The organism is Stutzerimonas stutzeri (assembly GCF_051028275.1).
Classification (GTDB): Bacteria; Pseudomonadota; Gammaproteobacteria; order Pseudomonadales; family Pseudomonadaceae; genus Stutzerimonas; species Stutzerimonas stutzeri_AS.
The window spans coordinates 1,773,985-1,798,132 of record NZ_CP069269.1; the positions used below are offsets into that span (position 1 = coordinate 1,773,985).

Annotated in this window: 23 protein-coding genes; 20 read left to right on the forward strand and 3 right to left on the reverse strand. The window is 57.2% G+C overall.

Going from position 1 to position 24,148, the window contains the following annotated elements; translation table 11 throughout:
* Positions 1–109: 109 nt before the first annotated feature.
* The 12 genes from sucC to sstT all read left to right on the forward strand — a co-directional run bounded on the left by sucC (position 110) and on the right by sstT (position 14,558).
* A complete protein-coding gene (sucC, locus tag JQR87_RS08220; protein ID WP_073299510.1) occupies positions 110–1,276 on the forward strand; it encodes an ADP-forming succinate--CoA ligase subunit beta in 1,167 nt (388 codons plus the stop codon).
* On the forward strand, positions 1,276–2,163 hold the full coding sequence (sucD, locus tag JQR87_RS08225; protein ID WP_434157892.1) for a succinate--CoA ligase subunit alpha: 888 nt from the start codon (positions 1,276–1,278) through the stop codon (positions 2,161–2,163). Before sucC ends, sucD begins: the two co-directional genes overlap by 1 nt.
* A 114-nt stretch (positions 2,164–2,277) precedes the next feature.
* A protein-coding gene (locus tag JQR87_RS08230; protein ID WP_407295720.1) for an IS3 family transposase occupies positions 2,278–3,497 on the forward strand; the annotation gives its coding sequence in 2 pieces (ribosomal slippage) (positions 2,278–2,626 and positions 2,626–3,497; 1,221 coding nt in all).
* Positions 3,498–3,744: 247 nt separating this feature from the next.
* A complete protein-coding gene (gene brnQ / locus JQR87_RS08235; protein WP_407291030.1) occupies positions 3,745–5,055 on the forward strand; it encodes a branched-chain amino acid transport system II carrier protein in 1,311 nt (436 codons plus the stop codon).
* Positions 5,056–5,127: 72 nt separating this feature from the next.
* Positions 5,128–5,862 (forward strand): DUF599 domain-containing protein, encoded by a 735-nt coding sequence (locus JQR87_RS08240; protein ID WP_407291028.1) that lies wholly within the window; start codon positions 5,128–5,130, stop codon positions 5,860–5,862.
* Between the two features lie 55 nt (positions 5,863–5,917).
* Positions 5,918–6,376: a PaaI family thioesterase gene (locus tag JQR87_RS08245; protein ID WP_407291027.1), complete on the forward strand. Its 459-nt coding sequence runs from the start codon at positions 5,918–5,920 to the stop codon at positions 6,374–6,376.
* Positions 6,373–6,819, forward strand: a complete 447-nt coding sequence (locus JQR87_RS08250) for a PaaI family thioesterase (RefSeq protein WP_407291026.1) — start codon at positions 6,373–6,375, stop codon at positions 6,817–6,819. Before JQR87_RS08245 ends, JQR87_RS08250 begins: the two co-directional genes overlap by 4 nt.
* Before the next feature lie 42 nt (positions 6,820–6,861).
* A complete protein-coding gene (locus tag JQR87_RS08255) occupies positions 6,862–8,112 on the forward strand; it encodes an MFS transporter (RefSeq protein ID WP_407291024.1) in 1,251 nt (416 codons plus the stop codon).
* 125 nt (positions 8,113–8,237) lie between these two features.
* Positions 8,238–10,145, forward strand: a complete 1,908-nt coding sequence (gene htpG, locus JQR87_RS08260; protein WP_407291022.1) for a molecular chaperone HtpG — start codon at positions 8,238–8,240, stop codon at positions 10,143–10,145.
* Positions 10,146–10,318: 173 nt separating this feature from the next.
* Positions 10,319–11,332: an amidohydrolase family protein gene (locus tag JQR87_RS08265; RefSeq protein WP_407297775.1), complete on the forward strand. Its 1,014-nt coding sequence runs from the start codon at positions 10,319–10,321 to the stop codon at positions 11,330–11,332.
* A 163-nt stretch (positions 11,333–11,495) separates the two neighbouring features.
* Positions 11,496–13,118: a methyl-accepting chemotaxis protein gene (locus tag JQR87_RS08270; RefSeq protein WP_407291021.1), complete on the forward strand. Its 1,623-nt coding sequence runs from the start codon at positions 11,496–11,498 to the stop codon at positions 13,116–13,118.
* Between the two features lie 201 nt (positions 13,119–13,319).
* Positions 13,320–14,558, forward strand: coding sequence for a serine/threonine transporter SstT (gene sstT, locus JQR87_RS08275; protein WP_407291019.1), 1,239 nt, complete (start codon positions 13,320–13,322; stop codon positions 14,556–14,558).
* A 118-nt stretch (positions 14,559–14,676) separates the two neighbouring features.
* On the opposite strand, the gene fabB is transcribed toward sstT, so the two are convergent.
* Positions 14,677–15,894 carry a beta-ketoacyl-ACP synthase I gene (gene fabB, locus JQR87_RS08280; protein ID WP_407291017.1) on the reverse strand — a complete coding sequence of 406 codons (1,218 nt, stop codon included), beginning with the start codon at positions 15,892–15,894 and terminating at the stop codon, positions 14,677–14,679.
* Between the two features lie 11 nt (positions 15,895–15,905).
* Positions 15,906–16,421: a 3-hydroxyacyl-[acyl-carrier-protein] dehydratase FabA gene (gene fabA, locus JQR87_RS08285; protein WP_045161538.1), complete on the reverse strand. Its 516-nt coding sequence runs from the start codon at positions 16,419–16,421 to the stop codon at positions 15,906–15,908.
* A gap of 417 nt (positions 16,422–16,838) precedes the next feature.
* Here fabA and JQR87_RS08290 point away from each other — a divergent pair, with 417 nt between their 5' ends.
* From JQR87_RS08290 to JQR87_RS08325, 8 genes are all read left to right on the forward strand, one after another.
* A complete protein-coding gene (locus JQR87_RS08290) occupies positions 16,839–17,861 on the forward strand; it encodes an NAD(P)H-dependent glycerol-3-phosphate dehydrogenase (RefSeq protein ID WP_407291015.1) in 1,023 nt (340 codons plus the stop codon).
* A 20-nt stretch (positions 17,862–17,881) separates the two neighbouring features.
* Complete coding sequence (locus JQR87_RS08295) at positions 17,882–18,220, forward strand: DUF4389 domain-containing protein (RefSeq protein ID WP_407291014.1); 339 nt, start codon at positions 17,882–17,884, stop codon at positions 18,218–18,220.
* Positions 18,217–18,675: a phosphohistidine phosphatase SixA gene (gene sixA, locus JQR87_RS08300; protein WP_407291013.1), complete on the forward strand. Its 459-nt coding sequence runs from the start codon at positions 18,217–18,219 to the stop codon at positions 18,673–18,675. The genes JQR87_RS08295 and sixA overlap by 4 nt, the downstream gene beginning before the upstream one ends.
* Positions 18,676–18,726: 51 nt before the next feature.
* Positions 18,727–19,170, forward strand: coding sequence for a hotdog fold thioesterase (locus tag JQR87_RS08305; RefSeq protein WP_407291012.1), 444 nt, complete (start codon positions 18,727–18,729; stop codon positions 19,168–19,170).
* Between the two features lie 118 nt (positions 19,171–19,288).
* Positions 19,289–20,095, forward strand: coding sequence for an alpha/beta fold hydrolase (locus tag JQR87_RS08310; protein WP_407291010.1), 807 nt, complete (start codon positions 19,289–19,291; stop codon positions 20,093–20,095).
* Positions 20,092–20,949 carry an alpha/beta fold hydrolase gene (locus tag JQR87_RS08315; RefSeq protein WP_407291009.1) on the forward strand — a complete coding sequence of 286 codons (858 nt, stop codon included), beginning with the start codon at positions 20,092–20,094 and terminating at the stop codon, positions 20,947–20,949. The genes JQR87_RS08310 and JQR87_RS08315 overlap by 4 nt, the downstream gene beginning before the upstream one ends.
* Before the next feature lie 211 nt (positions 20,950–21,160).
* Positions 21,161–21,964 carry a DUF4892 domain-containing protein gene (locus JQR87_RS08320; protein WP_407291007.1) on the forward strand — a complete coding sequence of 268 codons (804 nt, stop codon included), beginning with the start codon at positions 21,161–21,163 and terminating at the stop codon, positions 21,962–21,964.
* Between the two features lie 78 nt (positions 21,965–22,042).
* On the forward strand, positions 22,043–23,125 hold the full coding sequence (locus JQR87_RS08325) for an AI-2E family transporter (RefSeq protein ID WP_407291006.1): 1,083 nt from the start codon (positions 22,043–22,045) through the stop codon (positions 23,123–23,125).
* A gap of 10 nt (positions 23,126–23,135) precedes the next feature.
* Here JQR87_RS08325 and JQR87_RS08330 read toward each other — a convergent pair whose 3' ends face one another.
* Complete coding sequence (locus tag JQR87_RS08330) at positions 23,136–24,125, reverse strand: patatin-like phospholipase family protein (protein ID WP_407291005.1); 990 nt, start codon at positions 24,123–24,125, stop codon at positions 23,136–23,138.
* Between the last annotated feature and the right edge of the window lie 23 nt (positions 24,126–24,148).

Consider the following 24,148-nt stretch of genomic DNA (forward strand, 5'->3'; position numbering starts at 1 on the left):
GCGCAAGTTATGACAGGTCCTTGAAAGGTATCTTCGATAGTTTTCAGCGACTTGAGGTGACACCGCTAAAAGCGGCGTCTGATGCACATCAAACCGAACGGTAGCTAAGATGAATCTTCATGAATATCAGGGTAAGCAACTGTTTGCTGAATACGGATTGCCAGTTTCCAAAGGCTACGCGGTAGATAGCCCCAAGGAAGCGGCAGAAGCTTGTGACCAGATCGGCGGTACTGAGTGGGTTGTTAAAGCCCAGGTACATGCGGGTGGTCGCGGCAAGGCTGGCGGTGTAAAGCTGGTTCGCAGCAAGGATGAAGCTCGTGCATTTGCCGAGCAGTGGCTGGATAAGCGCTTGGTAACGTACCAGACAGACGCTAATGGTCAGCCCGTCAGCCGCATTCTCGTTGAGGCGTGCACTGATATCGAGAAAGAGCTGTACCTGGGCGCCGTGGTTGATCGCGCTACCCGTCGCGTCGTTTTCATGGCATCCACCGAAGGCGGCGTGGACATCGAAAAGGTTGCTCACGACACGCCGGAAAAAATCCTCAAGGCGACCATCGACCCGCTGGTTGGTGCTCAGCCGTTCCAAGGGCGTGAGCTTGCATTCAAGCTCGGTCTCAAAGGCGATCAGGTCAAGCAGTTTGTCCATATTTTTGTGGGGCTGGCCAAGCTGTTCGTTGATTACGACCTCGCCTTGCTGGAAGTCAACCCGCTAGTCATCAAGAAAGACGGCAACCTGCACTGCCTGGATGCAAAGCTGAACATCGACAGCAACGCCATCTATCGTCAGCCGAAGCTGCGGGGCATGCAGGATCCTTCCCAGGATGACCCACGTGAGGCGCACGCTGCCAAGTGGGAACTCAACTACGTCGCCCTTGACGGCAACATCGGCTGCATGGTCAACGGCGCCGGGCTGGCAATGGGTACGATGGACATTGTCAATCTGCACGGCGGCAAGCCTGCGAATTTCCTGGACGTCGGTGGTGGCGCGACCGAAGAACGCGTGACCGAAGCGTTCAAGATCATCCTCTCCGACGACAACGTCGCAGCAGTGCTGGTCAATATCTTCGGCGGTATCGTCCGTTGCGACATGATTGCCGAAGGCATTATCGGGGCGGTTAAGGAAGTCGGCGTCAAGGTTCCGGTGGTCGTCCGTCTCGAAGGCAACAATGCTGAGCTCGGCGCCAAGATGCTGGGTGAAAGTGGTCTTAACATCATTGGTGCGACGAGCCTGACCGATGCGGCCATTCAAGTCGTCAAAGCCGCGGAGGGCAAATAATGAGCGTCCTGATCAATAAAGACACCAAGGTTATCTGCCAGGGTTTCACCGGTTCGCAAGGTACTTTCCACTCTGAGCAGGCCATCGAATACGGCACCAAAATGGTCGGCGGTGTAACTCCCGGTAAGGGCGGCACGACTCACCTGGGTCTGCCGGTCTTCAACACGGTCAAGGAAGCTGTCGAAGCGACTGGCGCGGACGCGTCGGTGATCTACGTTCCGGCTCCCTTCTGCAAGGATTCCATCCTTGAAGCGGTGTTTGGCGGCATCAAGCTCATCGTCTGCATTACCGAAGGCATCCCAACGCTCGACATGCTTGAAGTGAAGATCAAGTGCGACGAGATGGGCGTCCGCCTGATCGGCCCGAACTGCCCGGGCGTGATTACTCCGGGCGAATGCAAGATCGGTATCCAGCCGGGTCACATCCATATGCCAGGCAAGGTTGGTATCGTGTCCCGTTCGGGCACGCTGACCTACGAAGCGGTCAAGCAGACAACGGATGCCGGTTTCGGTCAGTCCACCTGCGTGGGTATTGGTGGCGACCCGATTCCGGGGTCCACGTTCCTCGATATCCTCAAGCTTTTCCAGGAGGACCCGCAGACCGAAGCCATCGTCATGATTGGCGAAATCGGTGGTTCAGCTGAGGAAGAAGCTGCTGCATACATCAAGGCAAATGTTACTAAGCCGGTCGTTTCCTATATTGCTGGGGTGACCGCTCCGGCTGGTAAGCGTATGGGCCATGCAGGCGCGATTATCTCTGGAGGCAAGGGTACTGCCGACGAGAAGTTCGCAGCGCTGCAGGACGCTGGCGTTAAAACCGTACGTTCGCTCGCTGACATCGGCAAAGCGCTTGCCGAGGTGACCGGCTGGGACGTCAAGCAAGCCTGATTAGGTTTCGCTTCTTGAAAAGGCCAGTCAGGAGTACCTGACTGGCCTTTTTTCATTTCCGTGTCCCGTCCTAAATAAGGTTTACACCTTCTGCCTGCGAATTTGGAGAGTTCGATGGAGCAAGGTGTTAAGCGTACACAGCGTGATTATTCGCTGACCTTTAAATTGGCGGTGGTTGATCAGGTCGAAAAAGGCGAGCTGACCTACAAACAGGCTCAGCAGCGCTACGGCATTCAGGGCCGATCCACCGTTTTGGTATGGTTGCGTAAGCATGGTCGGCAGGATTGGAGCCAGGGGGCATCCATTCGAGCCGACAGGAGCCAAGCCGTGACCGATCCCAAAGACCTTACGCCTGAGCAACGTATCAAGGAGCTGGAGCAACAACTTCAGTTCACGAGTCAGAAGGCCCAGTTTTTCGAAGCCGTGGTCGATGTGCTGGAGAAGGATTACGGCGTCTCGATCGTAAAAAAGCGACCCGGCAAGTCCTCTCGCAAGAACAAATCCAAGGGCTGACCATCGTCAGGGCTTGCCAGTTTCTATCCATCAGTCGTCAGGCTTACTACAAGCGCAACCGTGTTGCTGATGAGCGTCATAGACAGGATGAACAGGTCGCGCAATATGTTCAGCGCATAAGGCTGCGCCAAGCGCGGATCGGTACGCGCAAGCTGCATTATCTTCTGCGCAGCCAGGCCAATGACCGCTTGAAAGTGGGGCGTGATCGGCTGTTCAGGATCCTGGCAGAGCGCCGGTTATTGATCCAGCCCAAGCGTGCCTATCACAAGACCACCCAGAGTTTTCATCGCTTTTATCGGCACCCAAACCTGCTCAAATCAGGGCCTGATCAGGTCAAGGCGAAAGCGCCCAACCACGTGTGGGTAGCGGATATCACATACCTGCCAGGTCGAAACGGCCCTCTGTATCTGAGCTTGGTCACTGATGCCTACTCACGAAAAATCGTCGGCTATCACGTCCATGAGGGCTTGCAAGCAGAATCAGTGGCGGTCGCGTTCCGGCAGGCATTGAAAGAGCGGCAGGGTAATCATGCACTCGTCCATCACTCCGACCGAGGAATACAGTATTGCTCGGCTCTCTACCAGGCGCTGCACAAGCGCCATGGCGTCCAGTGTTCGATGACAGATGGATACGACTGCTATCAGAACGCGCTTGCGGAGCGGGTGAATGGAGTTCTGAAGAACGAATTACTGTTAGCGAGTCCCGATGACCTGATACAGGCCAGATCGATGGTCAGCGAGGCCATCAGGATCTACAACACAGAGCGACCGCATATGGCCCTGAAATACAAAACGCCCGATGCAGTGCATCGAGCGTTCTAGATAACGCAAATCTAGGCGAAACAGGTGTAAACCTATTTCAGGACTAGACACCGAGATTGTTGGTCGGTTCGCGAGCCGATTTGTCGTGTCTGCGTTCTTCGCCGCAGGAGACGGCATTTGCTCGCCTGTACTCGGCAATTCCTTTAAGGTGCAGGCTTTTTTTCGAACATGGCGCGTTAGCGCCAGCGTGTCGGAACTGTCTGGGTACGCTGGGCGTACCGAAACCCATCGCAGTTGGTATCGTAAAATGACTCGATTGAAAGGCCTGGATTTGTTGGCCCTTGGATTCATGACGTTCGCACTGTTTCTCGGTGCCGGCAATATTATCTTCCCACCCAGCGCTGGGCTTGCAGCTGGGCATAACTTCTGGCCGGCTGCTATGGGTTTTCTGTTGACTGGTGTCGGCTTGCCTTTGTTGACAGTGGTCGCGCTGGCTCGTGTCGGTGGCGGAATGGATCTTTTGACCGCTCCGCTGGGTCGCATTGCCGGAGTATCGCTAGCCGTTGCTGTTTATCTTGCGATTGGTCCGCTTTTCGCTACTCCAAGAACGGCTGTGGTCTCGTTCGAAATGGGCGTCGCTCCGTTTAGTGGCAATTCCGCGATTCCGCTGTTCATCTATACCGTTGCGTTCTTTTTGGCGACGCTATTGCTTGTGCTCAACCCTGGCCAGCTCATCAATCGCGTCGGCAAATTCATCACCCCGGTTCTCCTTGCCGCGCTATTGGTGCTGGGTGGTGCCGCGATTATTGCGCCAGCCGGAGAGGTCGGCGTTACCGCGGAAAGCTATCGCAACGGCCCACTGCTCAAGGGGTTTCTTGATGGCTATCTGACGATGGATACGCTCGGGGCTCTGGTCTTCGGCATCGTCATCGCTACGGCAATTCGTGACCGTGGCGTATCCGAGCCTGCCCTGGTCACACGCTATTCGATCATCGCAGGTGCGATTGCTGCCGCCGGGCTTTCACTGGTTTATCTGGCTCTGTTCTATCTCGGTGCGACTAGTCAGGAGATAGCGGGGGACGCCCAGAATGGCGTGCAGATTCTGACAAGCTACGTGCAACATACCTTTGGCACGCCCGGTAGCCTATTGCTAGCGGTTGTAATCGCGTTGGCCTGCTTGACGACGGCCGTTGGGCTGACGACGGCTTGTGGTGAGTTTTTCAGCCAGCTGCTTCCGGTCAGCTACCGTACAGTTGTCGTGGTGTTCACCTTGTTCAGTCTGGCCGTAGCGAATCAGGGGCTAACCCAACTGATCAATGTGTCGGTGCCGGTATTGGTCGGCTTGTATCCACTGGCGATCGCGTTGATTGTGCTGAGTTTGCTTGATCGCTTATGGATATCACCAAGCCGTGTGTTCGTGCCGGTCATGGTTGTCACGCTGCTGTTCGGTATCGTAGACGGGCTCGCCGCAGCCGGGTTCAAGAGCCTGGTGCCGGGCCTGTTTACCGAACTTCCGCTGGCAGCTGAGAGCATGGGCTGGCTTGTTCCGGTCCTCGTGACGTTGGTGGCCTCAGCTCTGGTTGATCGAGTGCTCGGCTTACGCCGCGTCTCTGCATGACGTCTAGGTGGTCCACAGGAAATTCGGCGTTTCGCTGGCTATAATCAGGCGCAGTTGTTCGAGAGGTTTCTCATGTTCGTTCCGAGTCACCTGCTGCCGCATATTATCGCCGTTGCTTGGTTCATTCTGTGCTGGGCCGGTTATACCCGTTATGCCAGTTGGCGAGGCCGTGATACGGCTTGCCTGGCCAGCGTCCTGCATCTGTATCGGCAGGACTGGATGCGGCGGATGTTGCTGCGTGACAACCGTATTGCTGATGCTAACGTGATCGGTAATCTGGAGCGTAATGCTGCATTTTTCGCATCCAGTACACTGATTATCCTGGCCGGTATCCTGACTGCCTTGGGCGCATCGGAACGGGCTGTCTCGCTGTTGGCAGATCTGCCATTCGCCCAACCGGTCAGTCGCGGACTTTCGGAGATCAAATTACTGGCCCTGGCGGTGGTGTTCGTTTACGCGTTTTTCACGTTCAGCTGGTGCATGCGGCAATACAACTTCGCAGCCGTGTTGGTAGCCTCGGCACCCATGGCTGGAGAACGCAATGTCAGTGACCTGGAGCGAAAGTCATTCGCCGAGCGGGCCGCCAGGGTCATTTCGATGGCAGCGAACCAGTTCAATTTCGGGTTGCGAGCTTATTACTTCGGGATGGCGACCTTGTCCTGGTTTATTCATCCCTGGTTTTTTATGGCTGTAACCACCGGCGTGGTGCTGGTCTTGTATCGCCGTGAGTTTCATTCCGACGTGCTGAAGGTCATGGTGTTCACACCCACCTTGCCCACCTCGCCAGTCGACCAGCCTAAGGAGTAGGGCAGGGGCAAGCCGCGCGGTAAACTATGCGGCTTGATCTTTCCCGAGAGTCGGCATGAGCGATAGTCAGATACTTGAGCGTACCCAGCGCTTTCTTGGCCTTTTACGTCACTGTCAGGTCCTAGGTATGAGCGTCGAGCACGCCGGTCCCCAGGGGCTCACCCTGCGTCTTCCTTATAGTGAAAAGATTGTCAGCGATCCTGAAAGCGGCCGGGTGCATGGTGGCGCCATTACGACTCTTATGGATACAACCTGTGGCATCTCGACGGCATGTGCCTTGCCCGAGCTCGAGATATGCCCGACGCTCGATCTACGCATCGATTACATGCACCCTGCGGAGCCGAACCTTGACGTGTTCGGCTTTGCCGAATGCTATCGGGTTACGCCAACGGTCATCTTTACACGTGGTGTTGCGTATCAGCGCGATATCAACGAGCCGATCGCGCATGTTGTTGGTGCTTTCATGCGGATGGGCAACAACGCCGTCTTAACCGGGCGGGAGTTCCCACGATGAGCGCTCTGGACCTTGATGCACTGGTCAGCGAGGCTCACGCCAGTAACGACTACGATGCACTTTTGAAGGCCGTACCTTATGCAAGGCTCATCGGTATCGAGTGCCTGCGACTGGGTGATGAGATGGTGTTCCGGTTGCCGAAAAATCAGGACAATATCGGCAACCCAACACTTCCGGCCATTCATGGGGGTGTAATTGCTGGCTTTATGGAGCACGCGGCAATGCTCCATCTGTTGATGTTCATGGGTTCGCCGCATTTACCCAAAATCATCGACTTCTCGATAGATTATCTCCGGGCAGGTCACTATCGTGACACCTTTGCCGCTTGCCAGGTCTGGCGCCAGGGACGACGTGTCGCCAACGTCTCGATTACAGCCTGGCAAACGAATCAGGCCGAGCCGATCGCTACCGCGCGTTGCCATTTCAAAATCAACGAGCCCTGATGGATCTGGCCGGCACCACTGTAGCTGGATCGAAGGTGTTGAATGGATGCGTTGCTGATACTGGTTGGAGTACTGCTGGTTGCAGCAGGTCTAATCTGGTTGATTATTCTGGCGTTCGGTACAGGTTTGTTATGGGGTATCTCCAGTCTGCTACCGCCCCTCACCTTGGTTTATGTTGTGCGTCACTGGGCTGTCGCCCGAAAGGCTGTAGGTCTGGCTGGGTTGGGATTTATTCCGTTGGTGGTCGGTTTTACCTTGCTCGCCAGCCATGATCCGGAACGAATAGAGGCTATCGCCAGCCTTGAATGGCTCCAGCCGGACCTGCAAGCGCAAGGCCACGAATTGGCTATGAGCTTGCATGGGCAACTTCATGGCAAATCATTCAAACCACACGTTGGACGGTACAGGGATGGCGTGCTTGTTCTGCGTGAGGGGGATGAGCTGTTCGCACGTCAGGAAGTAACGATCCGTCTCGGTGCAGTGCCGTCTGAAGCTGTGGAGGTCGATGTCCTGCCCGGCGATGCGGGCCCCTTACCCGAGGTCGAAATCAGCTGGATGGGCATCGAGCAGGAGCTTCCCGAAGCACGCAGGGTTCAAAGCGGTTACACGTTGCATCTGGATCTTCAGCCGGAGCCGCCAAACAAGCTGGTCGGTGCATTCCACCTGGTCCTGCCTGCTCATTATCAAACGAGCCTCAGTGGGCGCGTCGAATTGTTGACCAATGACCTGCGTTACCGTGACGGACAAGTCGATCTCACCCATGACGCGATGGACACAATCGAATATCTGGTGAAGGACCATTTGCAGCGCCGCTTCAAAACCCGATCAGTAAACGTCAAAACTCTTTCGCCAGTTCATTTTCCGACTTTGCAGGCCGATCTTTCGGTGCAGGCTGTGGTAGACGGCGAGTCCAAGCCTTTCGAGCTGGATATCACCAAAGGCAAACAGGGCTGGGCGATCGTTAATGACGTTTATCCGGCACTGCCTGATCCGATGCCGATAAAGGAGGATGTGAAGGCGGTTCAACCGATAGCATCCTTGAGCAACCAGCCTTTGACTGGAATAGATCGTCGCCATCGGTTTTCTCTGGCACGGTTGCTACGCGATCCTGCGCGCTACGAGCAGCTGCAGGTACGCGCTCATACCGAGCGTGGCGCGGTCGCCGAAGGGCGTTTCGTAGGGCTGGATCGAGATGGCTATCTGGCCATTCGCCAGCGGGTAAAGGGGCCTGGGGAAGTTGCATTTAATCTCAACCCCGACGATATCGTTTTGCTCGAATTACTCGATCCTTAACGGAGGGTCGTCTGACTGGCCCAGCCACTCGTGCTCTGCACTTGAATTCCACCTCCAAGCCCCCATCTGCTTGTCATCGCCGCAGTCGCGGTCCGTGCCATTGACGAAGTGGAGTTTGCAAGACGATGAGTGTGGAGACTCAAAACAAAGAAACCCTGGGCTTCCAGACCGAGGTGAAGCAACTGCTTCACCTCATGATTCATTCCTTGTATTCAAACAAGGAAATCTTTCTTCGCGAACTGATTTCCAACGCCTCGGACGCCGCCGACAAGCTTCGTTTCGAAGCGTTGGCCAAGCCTGAATTGCTTGAGGGCGGGGCCGATCTGAAGATTCGTGTGAGCTTCGATAAGGATGCCAAGACCGTCACGCTTGATGACAACGGTATCGGCATGAACCGGGAAGATGTCATTACCCATCTGGGCACGATTGCCAAGTCGGGTACGGCTGATTTCATGAAGCATCTGACCGGTGACCAGAAGAAGGACTCGCACCTGATTGGCCAGTTTGGCGTTGGCTTCTATTCCGCCTTCATCGTCGCGGAGCAGGTCGAGGTGTTCAGCCGCCGCGCAGGCACTGCTCCCGAAGAGGGTGTGTACTGGTCCTCGAAGGGAGAGGGCGATTTCGAGGTTGCGAACATTGAAAAGCCAGAGCGTGGCACCCGCATCGTTCTGCACCTCAAGTCCGGAGAGGAAGAGTTTGCTGACGGTTGGCGTCTTCGTAACATCATCAAGAAATATTCCGATCACATCGCGCTGCCAATCGAGTTGCCTAAAGAGTTTCGCGGGGAGGAGAAGGACAAACCCGCCGAGACTGAATGGGAAACGGTCAACCGAGCCAGCGCACTGTGGACCCGTCCACGCACCGAAGTGAAGGACGAGGAATATCAGGAATTCTACAAGCACGTCGGTCACGACTTTGAAAATCCGTTGGCTTGGAGCCACAACAAGGTCGAGGGCAAGCTTGAGTACACCTCGCTGCTGTTCGTGCCTGGCCGTGCACCGTTTGACCTATACCAGCGTGAAGCGCCCAAGGGCCTAAAGCTCTATGTACAGCGCGTCTTCATCATGGACCAGGCGGATGAGTTTTTGCCGTTGTACCTGCGCTTCATCAAGGGGGTGGTCGATTCCAACGATCTTTCCCTGAACGTATCTCGCGAGATCCTGCAGAAGGACCCGGTGATCGATTCGATGAAGTCGGCATTGACCAAGCGCGTGCTGGACATGCTGGACAAGCTGGCCAAGGACAAACCCGAAGACTACAAGAACTTCTGGAAGCAGTTCGGTCAGGTATTGAAAGAGGGCCCGGCTGAAGACTTCGCCAACAAGGAGAAGATTGCCGGCCTGCTGCGTTTCGCCTCTACCCATGATGGTTCTGGTGAGCAGAGCGTGTCGCTCGCCGATTATTTGGGCCGTGTGAAGGAAGGCCAGGACAAGGTTTACTACCTCACCGGCGAATCCTATGCACAGGTCAAGAATAGCCCGCACCTGGAGGTCTTCCGCAAAAAAGGCATTGAAGTATTGTTGCTAACCGATCGCATCGACGAGTGGCTGATGAGCTACCTGACCGAGTTCGATGGCAAGCAGTTCGTCGATGTTGCTCGTGGCGATCTCGACCTTGGCAAGCTCGACTCCGAAGAGGACAAAAAGGCCCAGGAAGAAATTGCCAAGGCGAAGGAAGGCTTGGTCGAGCGCCTGAAAGCTGCGCTCGGCGATGAGGTTGCTGAGGTACGTGTATCCCATCGACTAACCGACTCCCCGGCTATTCTGGCTATCGGCGAGCAAGACCTTGGTTTGCAGATGCGTCAGATCCTTGAAGCCAGCGGGCAGAAAGTGCCGGAATCGAAGCCCATCTTCGAGATCAACCCTGCACATCCGCTGATCGAGAAGCTCGACGCCGAGCCGGATGAAGACCGGTTCGAAGACCTGTCGCACATCTTGTTCGATCAGGCCGCGCTGGCAGCGGGGGATAGCTTGAAAGATCCGGCAGCGTACGTGCAGCGTCTCAACAAGTTGCTGGTTGAGCTGTCCGCCTAACCGTAGCCGCCCCTTGAAAGGCCCGTCATTGACGGGCCTTTTTTATTGCTGGCGTGCGTATGGAATCAGCGGGGGAAATGTTTCGGCAATCTGGCAGGAGGCAAGGTTTATGAACCGTCTGCCAGCGGAACGGTCTATGCGCATGTTCATCAGGAGGACATCGGTTGTTCAATATACGAAGCTATCTTGCCGCTCTTTGCCTGGTTGTCTCAGTAGCGCCTGCGCAGGCACGTGACTACCACTACAGTGATTCACATCTGCATTTCGTCGATTTCTTTCAAGAAAGCGATGGCATGGAGCAACTGCTCACAGCCATGGACAAGGCCAACATTGATCACGTCATGATCAGCGGCATCCCGGTTGCTAAAAAATGGCACGAGAACGAGCCCAAACGTCCTCGCTACTACGCCGGTGACGATGCTGCGGTGTACTGGTACAGCGCGACCGATGTATTAGTAGCCGCTGCGCTTAAAGAGCTGGATGCCGACCAGCGCAAACGCTTTCATCCCTTCCTGTCAGGCTTCAACCCGAATGACAAGAATGCCGATGCGCATATCCGGCGCATGCTTGATCTCGACCCAGGGCTCTGGCAGGGGCTTGGGGAGGTTTTCACTCGACATGACGATATAACGGCGTTGACTCAGGGTGATACGCCGCGCGCTAACAACGAGGCGCTCACGCGTGTTTATCACCTTGCTGCGGAGTTCGATTTGCCGGTGATGCTTCATTCGAACATCACCTCCAAACGTGAGCGCAACCCGCTCTATTTAGAAGAGCTGGAAGCACCTTTGCGGAATCATCCGCACACGCGTTTCATCTGGGCCCATGCCGGGACGAGCATGGAACTGTATCGGCATCAGAAGAAGCTCGACTTTCTACTACCGACCGTCAAGCGGTTGCTGGGCGACTATCCCAACCTTTATATCGATCTGTCGTGGACGATGCTCAAGCCCTACCTGCTGAACAGCTCGGGTAAGCCCGATCCAGATTGGGTCGCTTTGGTCGAACGGCACCCAACGCGCTTCATGATTGGATCGGACGTGGTTGGCCGTTTCGACGGGCTGGGTGAGGCGATGCGCGCATTTGATCCGTTTCTTGATGCGCTGCCCGATCAGGTGGCACGCAAGGTGGCACGCGACAACTTCCTAAATATATTGCCGCGCAGCGCCCAGCCGGAGGCGCGCTAGCCTGGGACGATTTGAAACCGGTTGAGCGGGGCGACCATCCGTCGCGCTCTTGCCGCAACCGCAATATTTTTGGCGTCAAATATTCAAGGTTTTTAGACCTGCTCCGATAGTTGCTGGAAGAATCGCTGCGATCCTGCAGCGAAATCATGGAGCAGGAATTGCCGTGTCGATTCGCAACTTGAACGTCTCCGCTCGTTCCGCAGTAAGTTTTGGTCTGATCGGGGTGATGGTCCTTTTGCTTGGCCTCTTTGCCCTTAAACAGATGGCGGATATGCGTAAGGAGTCCAACGAAGTAGATCAGAACTGGTTACCTAGCATCGTCAGTCTGGGCGACCTGAACGCGGCGATGTTACGCATCCGTGCCTTGACGATGCGGACGATGCTTGTTGACGGCGAAGCCCTTACCACGTCCATACAGTCGTTGACCAAACTTGTCGAGGATGTGCGCACACTCAACGCCGCCTACGCGAAGCGCCTCGTCACCGCCGAGGATAAGGCGGCCTATGAGCGGTTCACGAAAGCCCAAGCTCAATATTTCACCGAGCAGCATAAAGTCGTCGACTTGGTCAGTCAGGGCGAACGGGAGCAGGCGATTCAGGTTATGAGCGGCCCGATCAATACCTATGCCGATGAGATGACCCGGGCTCTGCTCGATCTCCAGCGCTTGACTGGTAAAGAGGCTGGTAACGCGGCTGCTCGCGCATTAGAAGCGTATGAAACGGCATTTACCTGGGTAATCGTGACGATCGTATTGGCAGCTATCGCTACCGTTGCACTGGCTGTCTGGTTCACCGGCAGTATCGTCAGGCCTCTGAGCCAGGCCGTAGCGGTTGCCGAGGGCGTGGCGTCTGGTGATCTGACTCGCGATTTTTCAGTCGAAGGAAAGGATGAACCTGCACGGCTATTGGCGGCGCTGAAAACCATGCAGCAGAGCCTGCGCACCACCATCAAAGGGATTGCTGACTCGTCCAACCAACTGGCGTCTGCGGCTGAAGAGCTCAATGCGGTTACCGAGGATTCAACCCGCGGCTTGCATCAACAGAATCATGAAATCGAATCAGCCGCGACCGCTGTAAACGAGATGACCGCTGCGGTGGATGAGGTGGCCCGCAACGCGGTAGCGACCTCTGAGGCTTCGCGCGAGTCCGACGCAACGGCGCAGCATGGCCGTCAGCAGGTTATCAAGACTGTTGAGTCTATTGATCTGCTGGCAGGCGACGTGACTAGCACTGCAACACAGGTTGAACAACTTGCGGGACAGGTGCGTGACATAAGCAAAGTGCTGGATGTGATCCGCTCGATCGCCGAGCAGACCAATCTGCTCGCGCTGAACGCTGCAATCGAAGCAGCACGAGCTGGAGATGCGGGGCGGGGCTTTGCTGTGGTCGCTGATGAAGTAAGAGCGCTGGCGCATCGTACCCAGCAATCCACTCAGGAAATCGAGCAGATGATAGGCGACGTTCATCAAGGTACCGATAAGGCTGTGAAGGCCATGCAGACCAGCAACGAGCGCGCTCGGACTACATTGGAGATTGCCCGTACCGCTGGCGAGGCGCTAGAAGGTATTACGCGTGCCATCACTCAGATCAGCGAACGTAACCTGGTGATTGCCAGCGCATCGGAGGAGCAGGCTCAGGTTGCGCGTGAAGTGGATCGCAACTTGGTGAACATTCGCGACCTGTCGCTTCAAACATCCGCTGGTGCCAATCAGACGAGCGCAGCGAGTCAGGAGCTGGCCTCACTGGCAATCAACCTCAACGAACTAGTGGCACGGTTTCGCGTTTGACCGGCGCTTGTTTTCGCGTGGCCCCGACAAGGGGCTTCGCTTTTCAATGCTGCCGCTGCAGAACTCGCCTATCCGTTTCGTCCTTAAAGCTGGGCAGAACGGGTGGAGATGCGTACCATTCGGCGTTTTTCGCAGGCACCGACTGTCGCTCCTGTAGCGACCGGCCTCGCCTGATCCCGCCGTCTACGCCGAGACTCCGAAATGTCCAATTCCCCCTCTACTTTATTCCGAGCTTACAAGCGTGTCGGGCTTGTCACGCAGATTGTGGTCGGCCTCGTTGCAGGCTGTCTGCTGGCTTGGCTTTGGCCCGAGGCTGCAGCCTCGGTCAGTTTGCTGGGCAGTCTGTTCGTCGGTGGGTTGAAGGCTGTCGCGCCGGTGCTGGTGTTCGTTCTGGTAACTGCCTCGCTGGCCAATCACAAGCGCGGACAGCCGACGCACATCCGTCCGATTCTGTTTCTCTATGCGTTGGGCACGATCAGCGCCGCGGCCGTTGCGGTCATCGCTAGCTTTATGTTCCCGACGAGCCTGACACTGGTCAGTCAGGCGAACGACGTTGTACCGCCTGCAGGTGTAAGCGCGGTCCTGCAAACGTTGCTGTTCAACATCGTGGATAACCCGATCCATGCGCTGATCAACGGCAACTTCATCGGCATCCTGGCGTGGGCGATTGGGCTAGGGTTTGCGTTTCGGTATGCCCGTCAGAGCACTCGTGATCTCATTGCCGATATGGCGGATGGCGTAACCTTGATTGTAAAAGTCGTCATCGGTTTTGCCCCGCTGGGTATCTTTGGCCTGGTCGCTGGCACCTTGGCTGAGTCCGGCTTTGCTGCGCTAGCCAGTTACCTGCAGCTTCTGCTCGTGTTGGTGGGCAGCATGCTGTTCATGGCGTTGGTGGTAAACCCGCTGATCGTGTTCTGGCAGCTCCGCGCCAATCCTTACCCATTGGTGTTCACCTGTCTGAGGGAGAGCGGTATCACTGCGTTCTTCACCCGCAGTTCAGCAGCCAACATTCCAGTAAACATGCAGTTGTGCGAGCGGCTGGGGCTACACAAGGACACTTACTCGGTTTCGATCCCGCTGGGTGCGACCATCAATATGGGCGGTGCGGCTATCACCATCACCGTACTAACACTGGCGGCGGTCAACACGCTGGGTATCGTCGTGGATGTCCCCACCGCTATCCTGCTCAGCTTGCTTGCGGCTGTATGTGCATGCGGTGCTTCGGGCGTCGCTGGCGGTTCGCTGCTGCTGATTCCGCTGGCTTGCAGCTTGTTCGGGATATCCAACGATCTGGCGATGCAGGTCGTAGCCGTCGGATTTATTATCGGAGTCATCCAGGATTCGGCCGAGACCGCGCTGAATTCTTCGACGGATGCGCTGTTCACTGCGGCATCATGCATGGCGCATGGAGACGTGACCGAACAATCGCAGACTGCCTGATTCAAGCGCTCTGGTCTGGTCGCGTTCCCGTGTGGCTCCACGACCTGCCAGAACACAGCGCATCAGAAACAACAACGGCGCCCCTGAGGCGCCGTTGTTGTTTGTAGCGGTGTATCGATCAGCCTTTCCAGCGTTTCAGAACCAGCGTTGCATTGGTACCGCCGAAGCCGAAGCTGTTGCTCATGATGGTATCGATCTTGGCATCTTCGCGGGTTTCACGGACGATCGGCAGATCGGCAACTTCCGGGTCCAGCTCGTCGATGTTGGCCGAACCGGCGATGAAGTTTCCTTGCATCATCAACATGCAGTAGATCGCTTCATGCACGCCTGCGGCGCCCAACGAGTGACCTGACAGGCTCTTGGTCGAGCTGATGGCTGGAATCTTGTCGCCGAACATGTTGCGTACGGCCTTGCTTTCAGCGACGTCACCCACCGGAGTGGAGGTGCCATGGGTGTTCAGGTAATCGACGTCACCTTCAACCGTGGCCATTGCCTGCTGCATGCAGCGCAGTGCGCCTTCACCGCTCGGGGCGACCATGTCGTAGCCGTCGGACGTAGCGCCGTAGCCAACGATTTCTGCATAGATCTTGGCGCCGCGCTTGAGCGCATGCTCCAGTTCCTCTACCACCACCATGCCGCCGCCGCCCGCAATGACGAATCCGTCGCGATTGGCGTCATAGGCGCGAGAGGCTTTCTCAGGCGTTTCGTTGTACTGGCTGGAGAGGGCGCCCATCGCATCGAACAGGCAGCTCTGGCTCCAATGTTCTTCTTCACCGCCGCCGGCGAAGACAACATCCTGCTTGCCCATCTGAATCTGCTCCATCGCGTGCCCGATGCAATGTGCACTGGTAGCGCAGGCTGAGGCGATGGAGTAGTTGATGCCCTTGATACGGAACGGCGTTGCCAGGCAAGCGGAAACCGTGCTGCTCATCGTGCGAGGCACGCGATACGGGCCAATGCGCTTCACGCCTTTGTCGCGCAGGATATCGATGGCTTCCATCTGATTGATGGTGGAAGCGCCGCCGGAGCCTGCGATCAGACCGATGCGCGGATTGGAAATCTCATCAGCGCTGAGGCCGGAATCTTCCAGAGCCTGTTGCATCGCCAGGTAGGCATATGCCGCCGCGTCGCCCATGAAGCGCAGGACCTTGCGGTCGATCAATTCTTCAAGGTTCAGGTCGACCGAACCCGATACCTGACTGCGCAAGCCCATGTCAGCATAGGCCTGGTTGAAGCGAATGCCGGGGCGACTGGCCCGAAGGTTGGCGGAAACGGTGTCTTTGTCATTGCCAAGGCAGGAAACGATACCCAGGCCGGTGATTACGACGCGACGCATGCGGAAATCCTTCAGAAGCTATCAGTAGAGGTAAACAGGCCGACACGCAAGCCTTCGGCACTGTAGATCTCGCGACCATCGACGCTGACCGTTCCATCGGCAATCCCGAGGATCAATGAGCGGCTGATGGTGCGTTTGATATGAATGTTATAGGTGACCTTCTTGGCGGTCGGCAGAACCTGACCGAAGAATTTGACCTCGCCAGAACCCAGTGCACGACCGCGGCCCGGGTTGCCCTGCCAGCCTAGATAGAAGCCGACCAGCTGCCACATGGCATCGAGGCCCAGGCAGCCAGGCATGACCGGGTCACCCTCGAAATGGCAGGCAAAGAACCAGAGATCAGGGTTGATATCCAGCTCAGCAACCAGTTCGCCTTTGCCGTACTTGCCGCCGACTTCGCTGATATGAACGATGCGGTCGACCATTAGCATGTTCGGCGCGGGCAGTTGCGCATTACCGGGGCCGAACAGCTCGCCGCGGCTGCAACGAAGCAGATCTTCCCGAGTAAAGGCCTGTTGTTTGGTCATGCGTATTCCTCAATGGTCCCTTTATGGAGGGCTTGCTGCTGTCATCCGACTCAAAATCGCGAGTCTGGTCATAAGACTAGTCATAGACTGCAGCCTTGCGCTGAAAGTCACAGCGCATGGCTTTGATACCGATTGTTCCGCCACCTACTAGCCGACCGAGGCAGAAACGGGCCAATACTTTAACACTCCTGTCCTTTGACAACGACCATGTGACGTTCTGCCTCGCATGAACCGTAGGGAGGGGCGCTCTTTACGTTGCGGCAAAACGGGCTTCGGCTGAAGGCTATCGCAGTCGGTGGCCACCGTTTGAAACTGTAACCTGATGATTCCACAAGGATCTTGGATTGGACTGGCTGCTCTCGGAGCGCTACGTATAATGCCGACCATTGTCACTCGGCAGTTGATAACGGATTCCACATGACTGAACAGCAACCCATCGCGGTGCTAGGCGGCGGCAGCTTCGGCACTGCTATCGCGAATCTCCTGGCCGAGAACGGACACAGCGTTCGTTTATGGATGCGCGATGCCGAGCAGGCCGAAAGCATTCGTATACACCGCCAAAACCCTCGTTATTTGAAGGGAGTGACGGTGCTCCCGCCCGTCACTCCGGTCAGCGATATCGGACCAACCCTGGCTGAGTGCGAGCTGATCTTCGTCGCGTTGCCATCCAGCGCGTTGCGCGATGCGCTATCTCCCTTCGCCGACCAGTTGTCGGGCAAGATGCTGGTCAGCACGACCAAGGGTATCGAAGCGCAGGGCTTCACGCTGATGAGCCAAATTCTGGAAGAGATCGCACCGCAGGCCCGGATCGGGGTGATATCCGGGCCAAATCTGGCGCGGGAAGTGGCCGAGCATGCGTTGACCGCAACGGTGGTTGCCAGTCACGACGAGGCGCTTTGCCGTAGCGTGCAGCAGGCGCTGCATGGGCGGACCTTTCGTGTGTATGCGAGCTCAGATCGTTTCGGTGTGGAGCTTGGCGGAGCATTGAAGAATGTTTATGCCATCATGGCTGGGATGGCCGCAGCGCTCGGCATGGGCGAAAATACCAGAAGTATGTTGATTACTCGGGCTCTTGCGGAAATGACGCGCTTCGCCGTCAGGTTGGGTGCCAACCCGATGACGTTCCTGGGGCTGGCCGGTGTTGGTGATCTGATAGTCACCTGTACTTCGCCCAAAAGCCGCAACTTCCAGGTCGGTTATGCGCTTGGCGAAGGACTGAGGCTCGACGAGGCTGTATCCCGGCTGGGCGAGGTGGCGGAAGGCGTCAACACTATCAAAGTGTTGAAGTGCAAAGCCGAGGAGCTGCAGGTTTATATGCCACTTGTCGCTGGGCTGCATGCCATTCTTTTCGAGGGGCGTACGCTCGAGCAGGTCATCGCGCTATTGATGCGCGGCGAACCCAAAACCGATGTGGATTTCATCTCCACGGAAGGTTTCTGAAAAACGATACCGGAGTCATCATGAGCACATCACAACGCGATGCAGATCGTGAGTCGCTGATACTGCGAGCGATCTGGATGCTGGTTTTCTTTTTTGTCTGGCAACTGGCCGAGATAGCGCTGCTGGTAGTAGTGGTCGCTCAGCTGATCATGCGAGCTGTCAACGGAAGGCCCAATGAAAGTTTGCAGGGCTTTGGCGATAGTCTGAGTCAGTACGTTGCGCAGATCGGCCGTTTCGGTACCTTCAATACTGATCGCAAGCCCTGGCCGTTGTCCGAGTGGCCATCGCCACGCCCGGCGGATCTGGAAAAAGCCGATCCGGTGGCGCCCGCCCCGCCCAAACAGGAGCCTCAGGCATGAAGTTATGGTTGTTACGTCATGGCGAAGCTGAGCCGCGGGCCCGCACCGATGCTGAACGCAACCTGACTGAAACCGGCCGGAAGGAGGTAGAAGTTAGCGCACGGCATCTGCAGGGCGAACAGCTGGATGTGATTCTTGTCAGCCCTTATCAGCGAGCACAGCAAACCGCCGATGTTGCTCGACAAGTGCTGGGATTCTCCGGGCCCGTCGAAACGGTACCGTGGCTGACACCAGAAGCCGATCCAAAGGACGCCATGCTCTACCTGGATCGTCGCAGCGAGCAGAATCTTCTGCTGGTTACCCACCAGCCATTCGTCGGCGCGTTGGGCGGCTTGCTGTTCAGTGGTAATCGCGATTCGCCTTTGCCGATGGCGACCGCGAGCCTCGCCAGGCTGGAAGGTGAGCACGTTGCAGCAGGGCTTTTTCGTCTGGAAGATCTCCGGCATCCCCGTTAGCCCTGTTCAAGGCGTCTCGGTTCCAACACAACAATAAACTGGAGCGAACATTTGGGCATCTGGCAGCAACAACCTGACCTTGAGCAATTGAACGCCAGCCGAGCAGGCACCATCGTCGAGCTGCTCGATATCCGTTTCGAAGCCGTCGACGACGATTCGATGACCGCCAGTATGGTGATCGATTCCCGGACCCATCAGCCCTACGGCTTGCTTCACGGCGGCGCCTCGGTCGTACTCGCCGAAACAGTCGGATCCATGGCCAGCTACCACTGCATTGATTCGAGCCGCTTTTATTGTGTTGGGCTTGAGGTAAACGCCAACCATCTTCGCGCGCTGCGCACCGGGCGGGTGACTGCGGTCTGTCGTCCCGTGCATCTGGGGCGCTCCAGTCATGTATGGGATATCCGTCTGGCTGGAGACGATGGCAAGCCGAGCTGCATTTCTCGACTCACCGTTGCAGTCGTCCCCATCAGTCAAAGCAGCCCTGGCGCCTGACCTCGGCGCGGCAGACGCCATATTTGGCATGACTGCCTTTCGATAAGCCGCTGCGACCGATTGCCCGACAGGGGGCGGAACCAGACAATGGTTGCCTTTCTTCGGTCGCATCGAACCTATGACGCAGCGCATTTTTTTTGCCCACGCCAACGGCTTTCCATCCGGGACCTATCGCAAGCTGTTCGCTGCGCTGGCGCCGGACTACAGTGTGACGCACCTCGACCAGCATGGTCATGATCCCCGGTTCCCGGTAGACGATAACTGGCATAACCTCGTCCAGGAATTGCTTGAGCAGTTGGAGGCGCTTTACGAGCCGGTGTGGGGCGTGGGCCACTCCCTCGGCGGCATGCTGCATTATCACGCCGCTTTAAAGAGGCCCGAACTCTATCGTGGTGTCGTGATGCTCGATTCGCCTATGCCGACCTGGTTCGATCAGACCGTCATCTGGGCTGCAAAACGCTTTGGCTTCATCGATCGGCTGACACCGGCTGGCCGTACCTTGGGACGTCGCGAAGAGTTCGAGTGCGCTGAAGACGCCAGGCGTTACTTCTCAAGCAAGCCGTTGTTCAAGCGATTCGATCCCGATTGCCTGAATGCGTACGTCGAGCACGGGCTTGAGCCGAGCGACAACGGAGTACGCCTGCGTTTCGATCCCGAAACCGAAATCCGCATCTACCGCAGCGTGCCGCATGTCACGCCTGGCTGGCCGCACGCATTGAAGATTCCTCTGGCGGTGGTGCGTGGCCGGCAGAGTCGGGTCGTGTTGCCTCATCATGCATACCTGCTGCGCCTGGTTGCACATGGCGAAGCGCATACATTGCCAGGTGGGCATATGTTTCCGCTTGAACATCCAAATGACACTGCAATGTTGCTTCGGCAACTCTTCGGTCGATGGGGTGGAATGAGCCAACGAGGTGCCGCATGACCGTCGCGTTCGAAGAGGTTCGCCTAAGACTGCCGCATATCGAGGTGGCGGCGCATCTATACGGCCCGGAGAACGGGCGACCCGTCATCGCGCTGCATGGTTGGCTGGATAATGCAGCGACCTTTAGCCGTTTGGCGCCATTACTTGAAGGGTTGCGGATCGTTGCGCTGGATCTGCCGGGTCACGGTCATTCGGATCATCGGCCTGTCGGCGCGTCCTATAACATCTGGGACTACGCACACGATGTGCTACAGACTGCGGAGCAATTCGGCTGGAAGCGATTCGCGCTACTCGGACATTCTATGGGTGCGATTGCTTCGGTCCTGCTTGCTGGTTCGATGCCTGAGCGGGTAGAGCGGCTGGCTTTGATCGACGGTGTTATTCCTTATACCGGCGAAGCCGAAACGGCCCCGCAAAAGCTTGGCGAATCGTTGCAGGCACTCCTTCAGGTGGATGCCAAGCGCAAGCCGGTCTACGAAACATTCGAGCAGGCAGTGGCGGCAAGAATGAAGGGCGTCGGCGCGGTCAGTCACGAGGCTGCCGAGCTGCTTGCTCAGCGTGGGCTGATGCCCGTTCCGGGAGGCTACACCTGGCGCACGGATGCTCGTCTGATGTTGCCATCTCCGATGCGCTTGAGCCGTGCGCATGCCATGGCGTTCGTCAATCGAGTGGCGTGTCCGGCTAGCCTGATATTGGCCGAGCAAGGGTTGATGACCGACCCGGCCATGTTGAAGCTTGCCAAGGGCCTTCCGTTTGAGCTGAATCGTCTTGCTGGTGGCCATCACCTACATTTGGATGATGTCGTTGGTGCGCGGGCTGTTGCCGCGGTGTTCAATCCTTTCTTATCGCGCTGACCGGCTGCTTCACGTTTCGCAAGAATCTGTCGCAAACCCTTGCTTGACTTGCATTTGCCAACTGGCGAGGCTGACGCCTTGCTTAAGCAAGGAATCCCAAAATGATCGAATCGCTTACCGCCGCATCTTCTGGTGGTCTGGCTTTGGCTATTTTCAATAGTGGCACGTTCCACCAGGCCCAACAGTCCAAGGGCGCCCGTTGATGGGTTGTATGCGAGGGGCCTGGATTGCTGCGCTGGCATTGACGGCGAGCCTGTCCAATGCTGCCGACGTACCCGGCAGCAGCGACATCGACGCCGTGCCACGGTACCCGCAGGCAGAAATCGCCGTGTTCAAGGATCGGCCGGTGGTGGAGCGAACCTATCCACTGGATTCGATCCGCCGCATTAGCGGACGGCTGCGGATGAGCGATCAGATCAGCGCCCCCGGTCATCTCACTGCAGTCACTTATCAGTTGCCCAGCGTGCACACCGGCATCGAGGCCTTCGAGCGGACACGCAGTCATTTACTGGAACAAGGTGCAGAGTTGTTGTTCTGGTGTGAAGGGCGCGATTGTGGGTCGAGCAGTCTGTGGGCGAATAATATCTTCGAGCTGTCGACGCTTTACGGTCCTGAGGCACGGCAGGCGTATCTGCTGGCACGCCTCCCGGGTGACTCGGATCGGCTCATCGCGCTCTATGGCATAACCCGGGGCAATGGCCGTCCGTACCTGCACGTCGAGCAATTCACCCCCGAGACACCGCTCGGCGTGATATTGCCGAGCCCCGCAACATTGCTCCGTCAGCTGAAAAGCACCGGCGAGTTGTGGCTGCCTCGACTGCCAGATGAGCCTACTGCGGACTGGGGCGCTTTGCTTGCGAACGTGCTGCGCCTAGACAGCACGGTACGTGTGGAGCTGCTAGGAAGAGGGGCAGCGGCCTGGTATGAAGCATTGACGACCGAGCGAATCAAGGCGCGCAGATTGGAGGCGTCTGCCTCTGACGAAGCGGGTTTGCGTCTGCGCCTATTGCGCTGAGCGCACCTTTCAGACTGCAATACAACTGTCTCGTGCGCCTTGTTCAAGGCGCACCGCGTTTCTTCGATAGGTAGCCTGATGCTCAACAATGATCGTTTGCTGGTGCAGATTCTGCTCCTGGTGCTACTCGGTGCCTGCGTGTGGGTGCTAGCTCCGTTCGTTTCGGCGCTTTTCTGGGCAGCCGTACTGGCGTTTGCCAGTTGGCCAGTCATGCGGGTGCTGACGCGCTGGTTGAACGGTAATTCGACGTTAGCGGCAACATTGCTCACGTTTGGCTGGATGGTGCTCGTAGCCATTCCGCTGGTGTGGTTGGGGCTCAACATCGCCGACCAGATTCGCGACGTGAACGTGCTCGTGCACAATCTTCAAGTACAGGGCTTGCCGGCGCCGCCTACATGGCTGGGGGAGTTGCCGCTGATTGGCGGCAGCCTCCTTAATATGTGGAATACCCTGGACGAGCAGGGCTCGGCCTTCTTCGCTACGATCCGGCCGTACGTAGGTCAGGTGGGCAATTGGTTGCTGGTGCGTAGCGCACGGATTGGCGGCGGAATGCTGGAACTGGCGTTGAGTCTGGTACTGGTGTTTTTCTTCTACCGTGACGGGCCGAAACTCGCCGCGTTCGTTCACAGCCTGTTGCATCGCCTGATCGGCAACCGGGCCGACCATTACCTGGAATTGGTTGCTGGAACGGTACAGCGCGTTGTCAACGGAGTGATCGGCACTGCTGCCGCTCAGGCAATTCTGGCCTATGTCGGATTCAGCATCGCGGGTGTCCCGGGCGCGTTGATTCTGGGACTGCTGACCTTTGCGTTCAGCTTCCTGATGGTACCGCCGCTGGTCTGGGGGCCTGCGGTGGCCTGGCTCGCCTGGCAGGGCCAGTACGGTATGGCGATTTTCCTCGGTATCTGGGGCATGTTCATCATCAGCGGGGTGGACAACGTGTTGAAGCCCTACCTGATCAGTCGTGGTGGCAACCTACCGCTTGTGGTCGTACTGCTCGGAGTATTCGGCGGCGTATTGGCGTTCGGCTTCATGGGCCTGTTTTTGGGACCGACGCTACTGGCAGTCGCTTATAGCCTGCTAAGCGATTGGCTGATCAAAGAGGTGCCGGAAGCCGCGGGTCACGAAACGCTGCCGGCTGGGCGCGTTGATCAAAACTGATGCCGCCGCTCTATAGCTGTTCCTGCTCGTACTTGTCCAAGGCGTCGCTGGCGACGATCCGCCCGAGCTGGATCAGTTCGGGGGCCTTGTAGAACTCGTAGAAGCGGCATGCGCGTTTGGGAATGTTGATCAAGACGTTGGGTGGATAGCCTGCGATCTTGTACTGCGACAGTGATGACTGCATGACTTCGAAACTCTGGTTGATCAACTCCAGTAGCGATGCCGGGCCCCCTACGTCGATTACCATCGAGCCCTCTGCGGACTTGGGCGCGCTCTGACCGGTAGGCGCGCCGGGCGGCTGGCCATCGCGAGCAAGCTCGCCTGCCTGGAGTTCGGCAACCTGCTCATCTAGCGTGTTGTCCCGACGCCAGAAAGGGAGGTGCGAGCTTATGGAGTTGAACATCGCGTCGAAACGGCCCGGACGTAGGATTTCCGGCAAGGGATATTGACGATGGTTGTTGGCGTTGAGGTTGACTGCGATGATGATGTCGCTGTGGCTCGACACGACCGGCACGATGGGCAGCGGATTCAGAATGCCGCCGTCGACAAGCATCCGATTGCCCTGCATGACCGGGGTGAACAAACTCGGGATGGCCGCTGAAGCGCGCATCGCTAGTTCCAGGTTGCCTTCCTGAAACCAGATTTCCTGCTGATTGGTCAGGTCGGCGGCGACGGCCGTATAGGGAATGGGCAAGTCCTCGATGTTTAGCGACCCGAGCATCTCGCGTATCCGTCCGAATATCTTCTCGCCACGTATCGCGCCAAGGCTGAAGGTCGGGTCGACGAGGCGAAGCATGTCGAGATAATCCAGACTCTCGATCCACTCCCGATATTCCTCCAGCTTGCCTGCCGCATAGATACCGCCCACCACTGCGCCCATGGAGCACCCAGCGATGCAGCTGATCTCATAGCCACGCGAGCTTAGCTCTTCGATGACACCGATATGCGCATAGCCCCGTGCGCCCCCTGAACCTAAAACCAGCGCGACCTTGTTGCCCATGCAATTCTCCCTGTGCAGGGGCG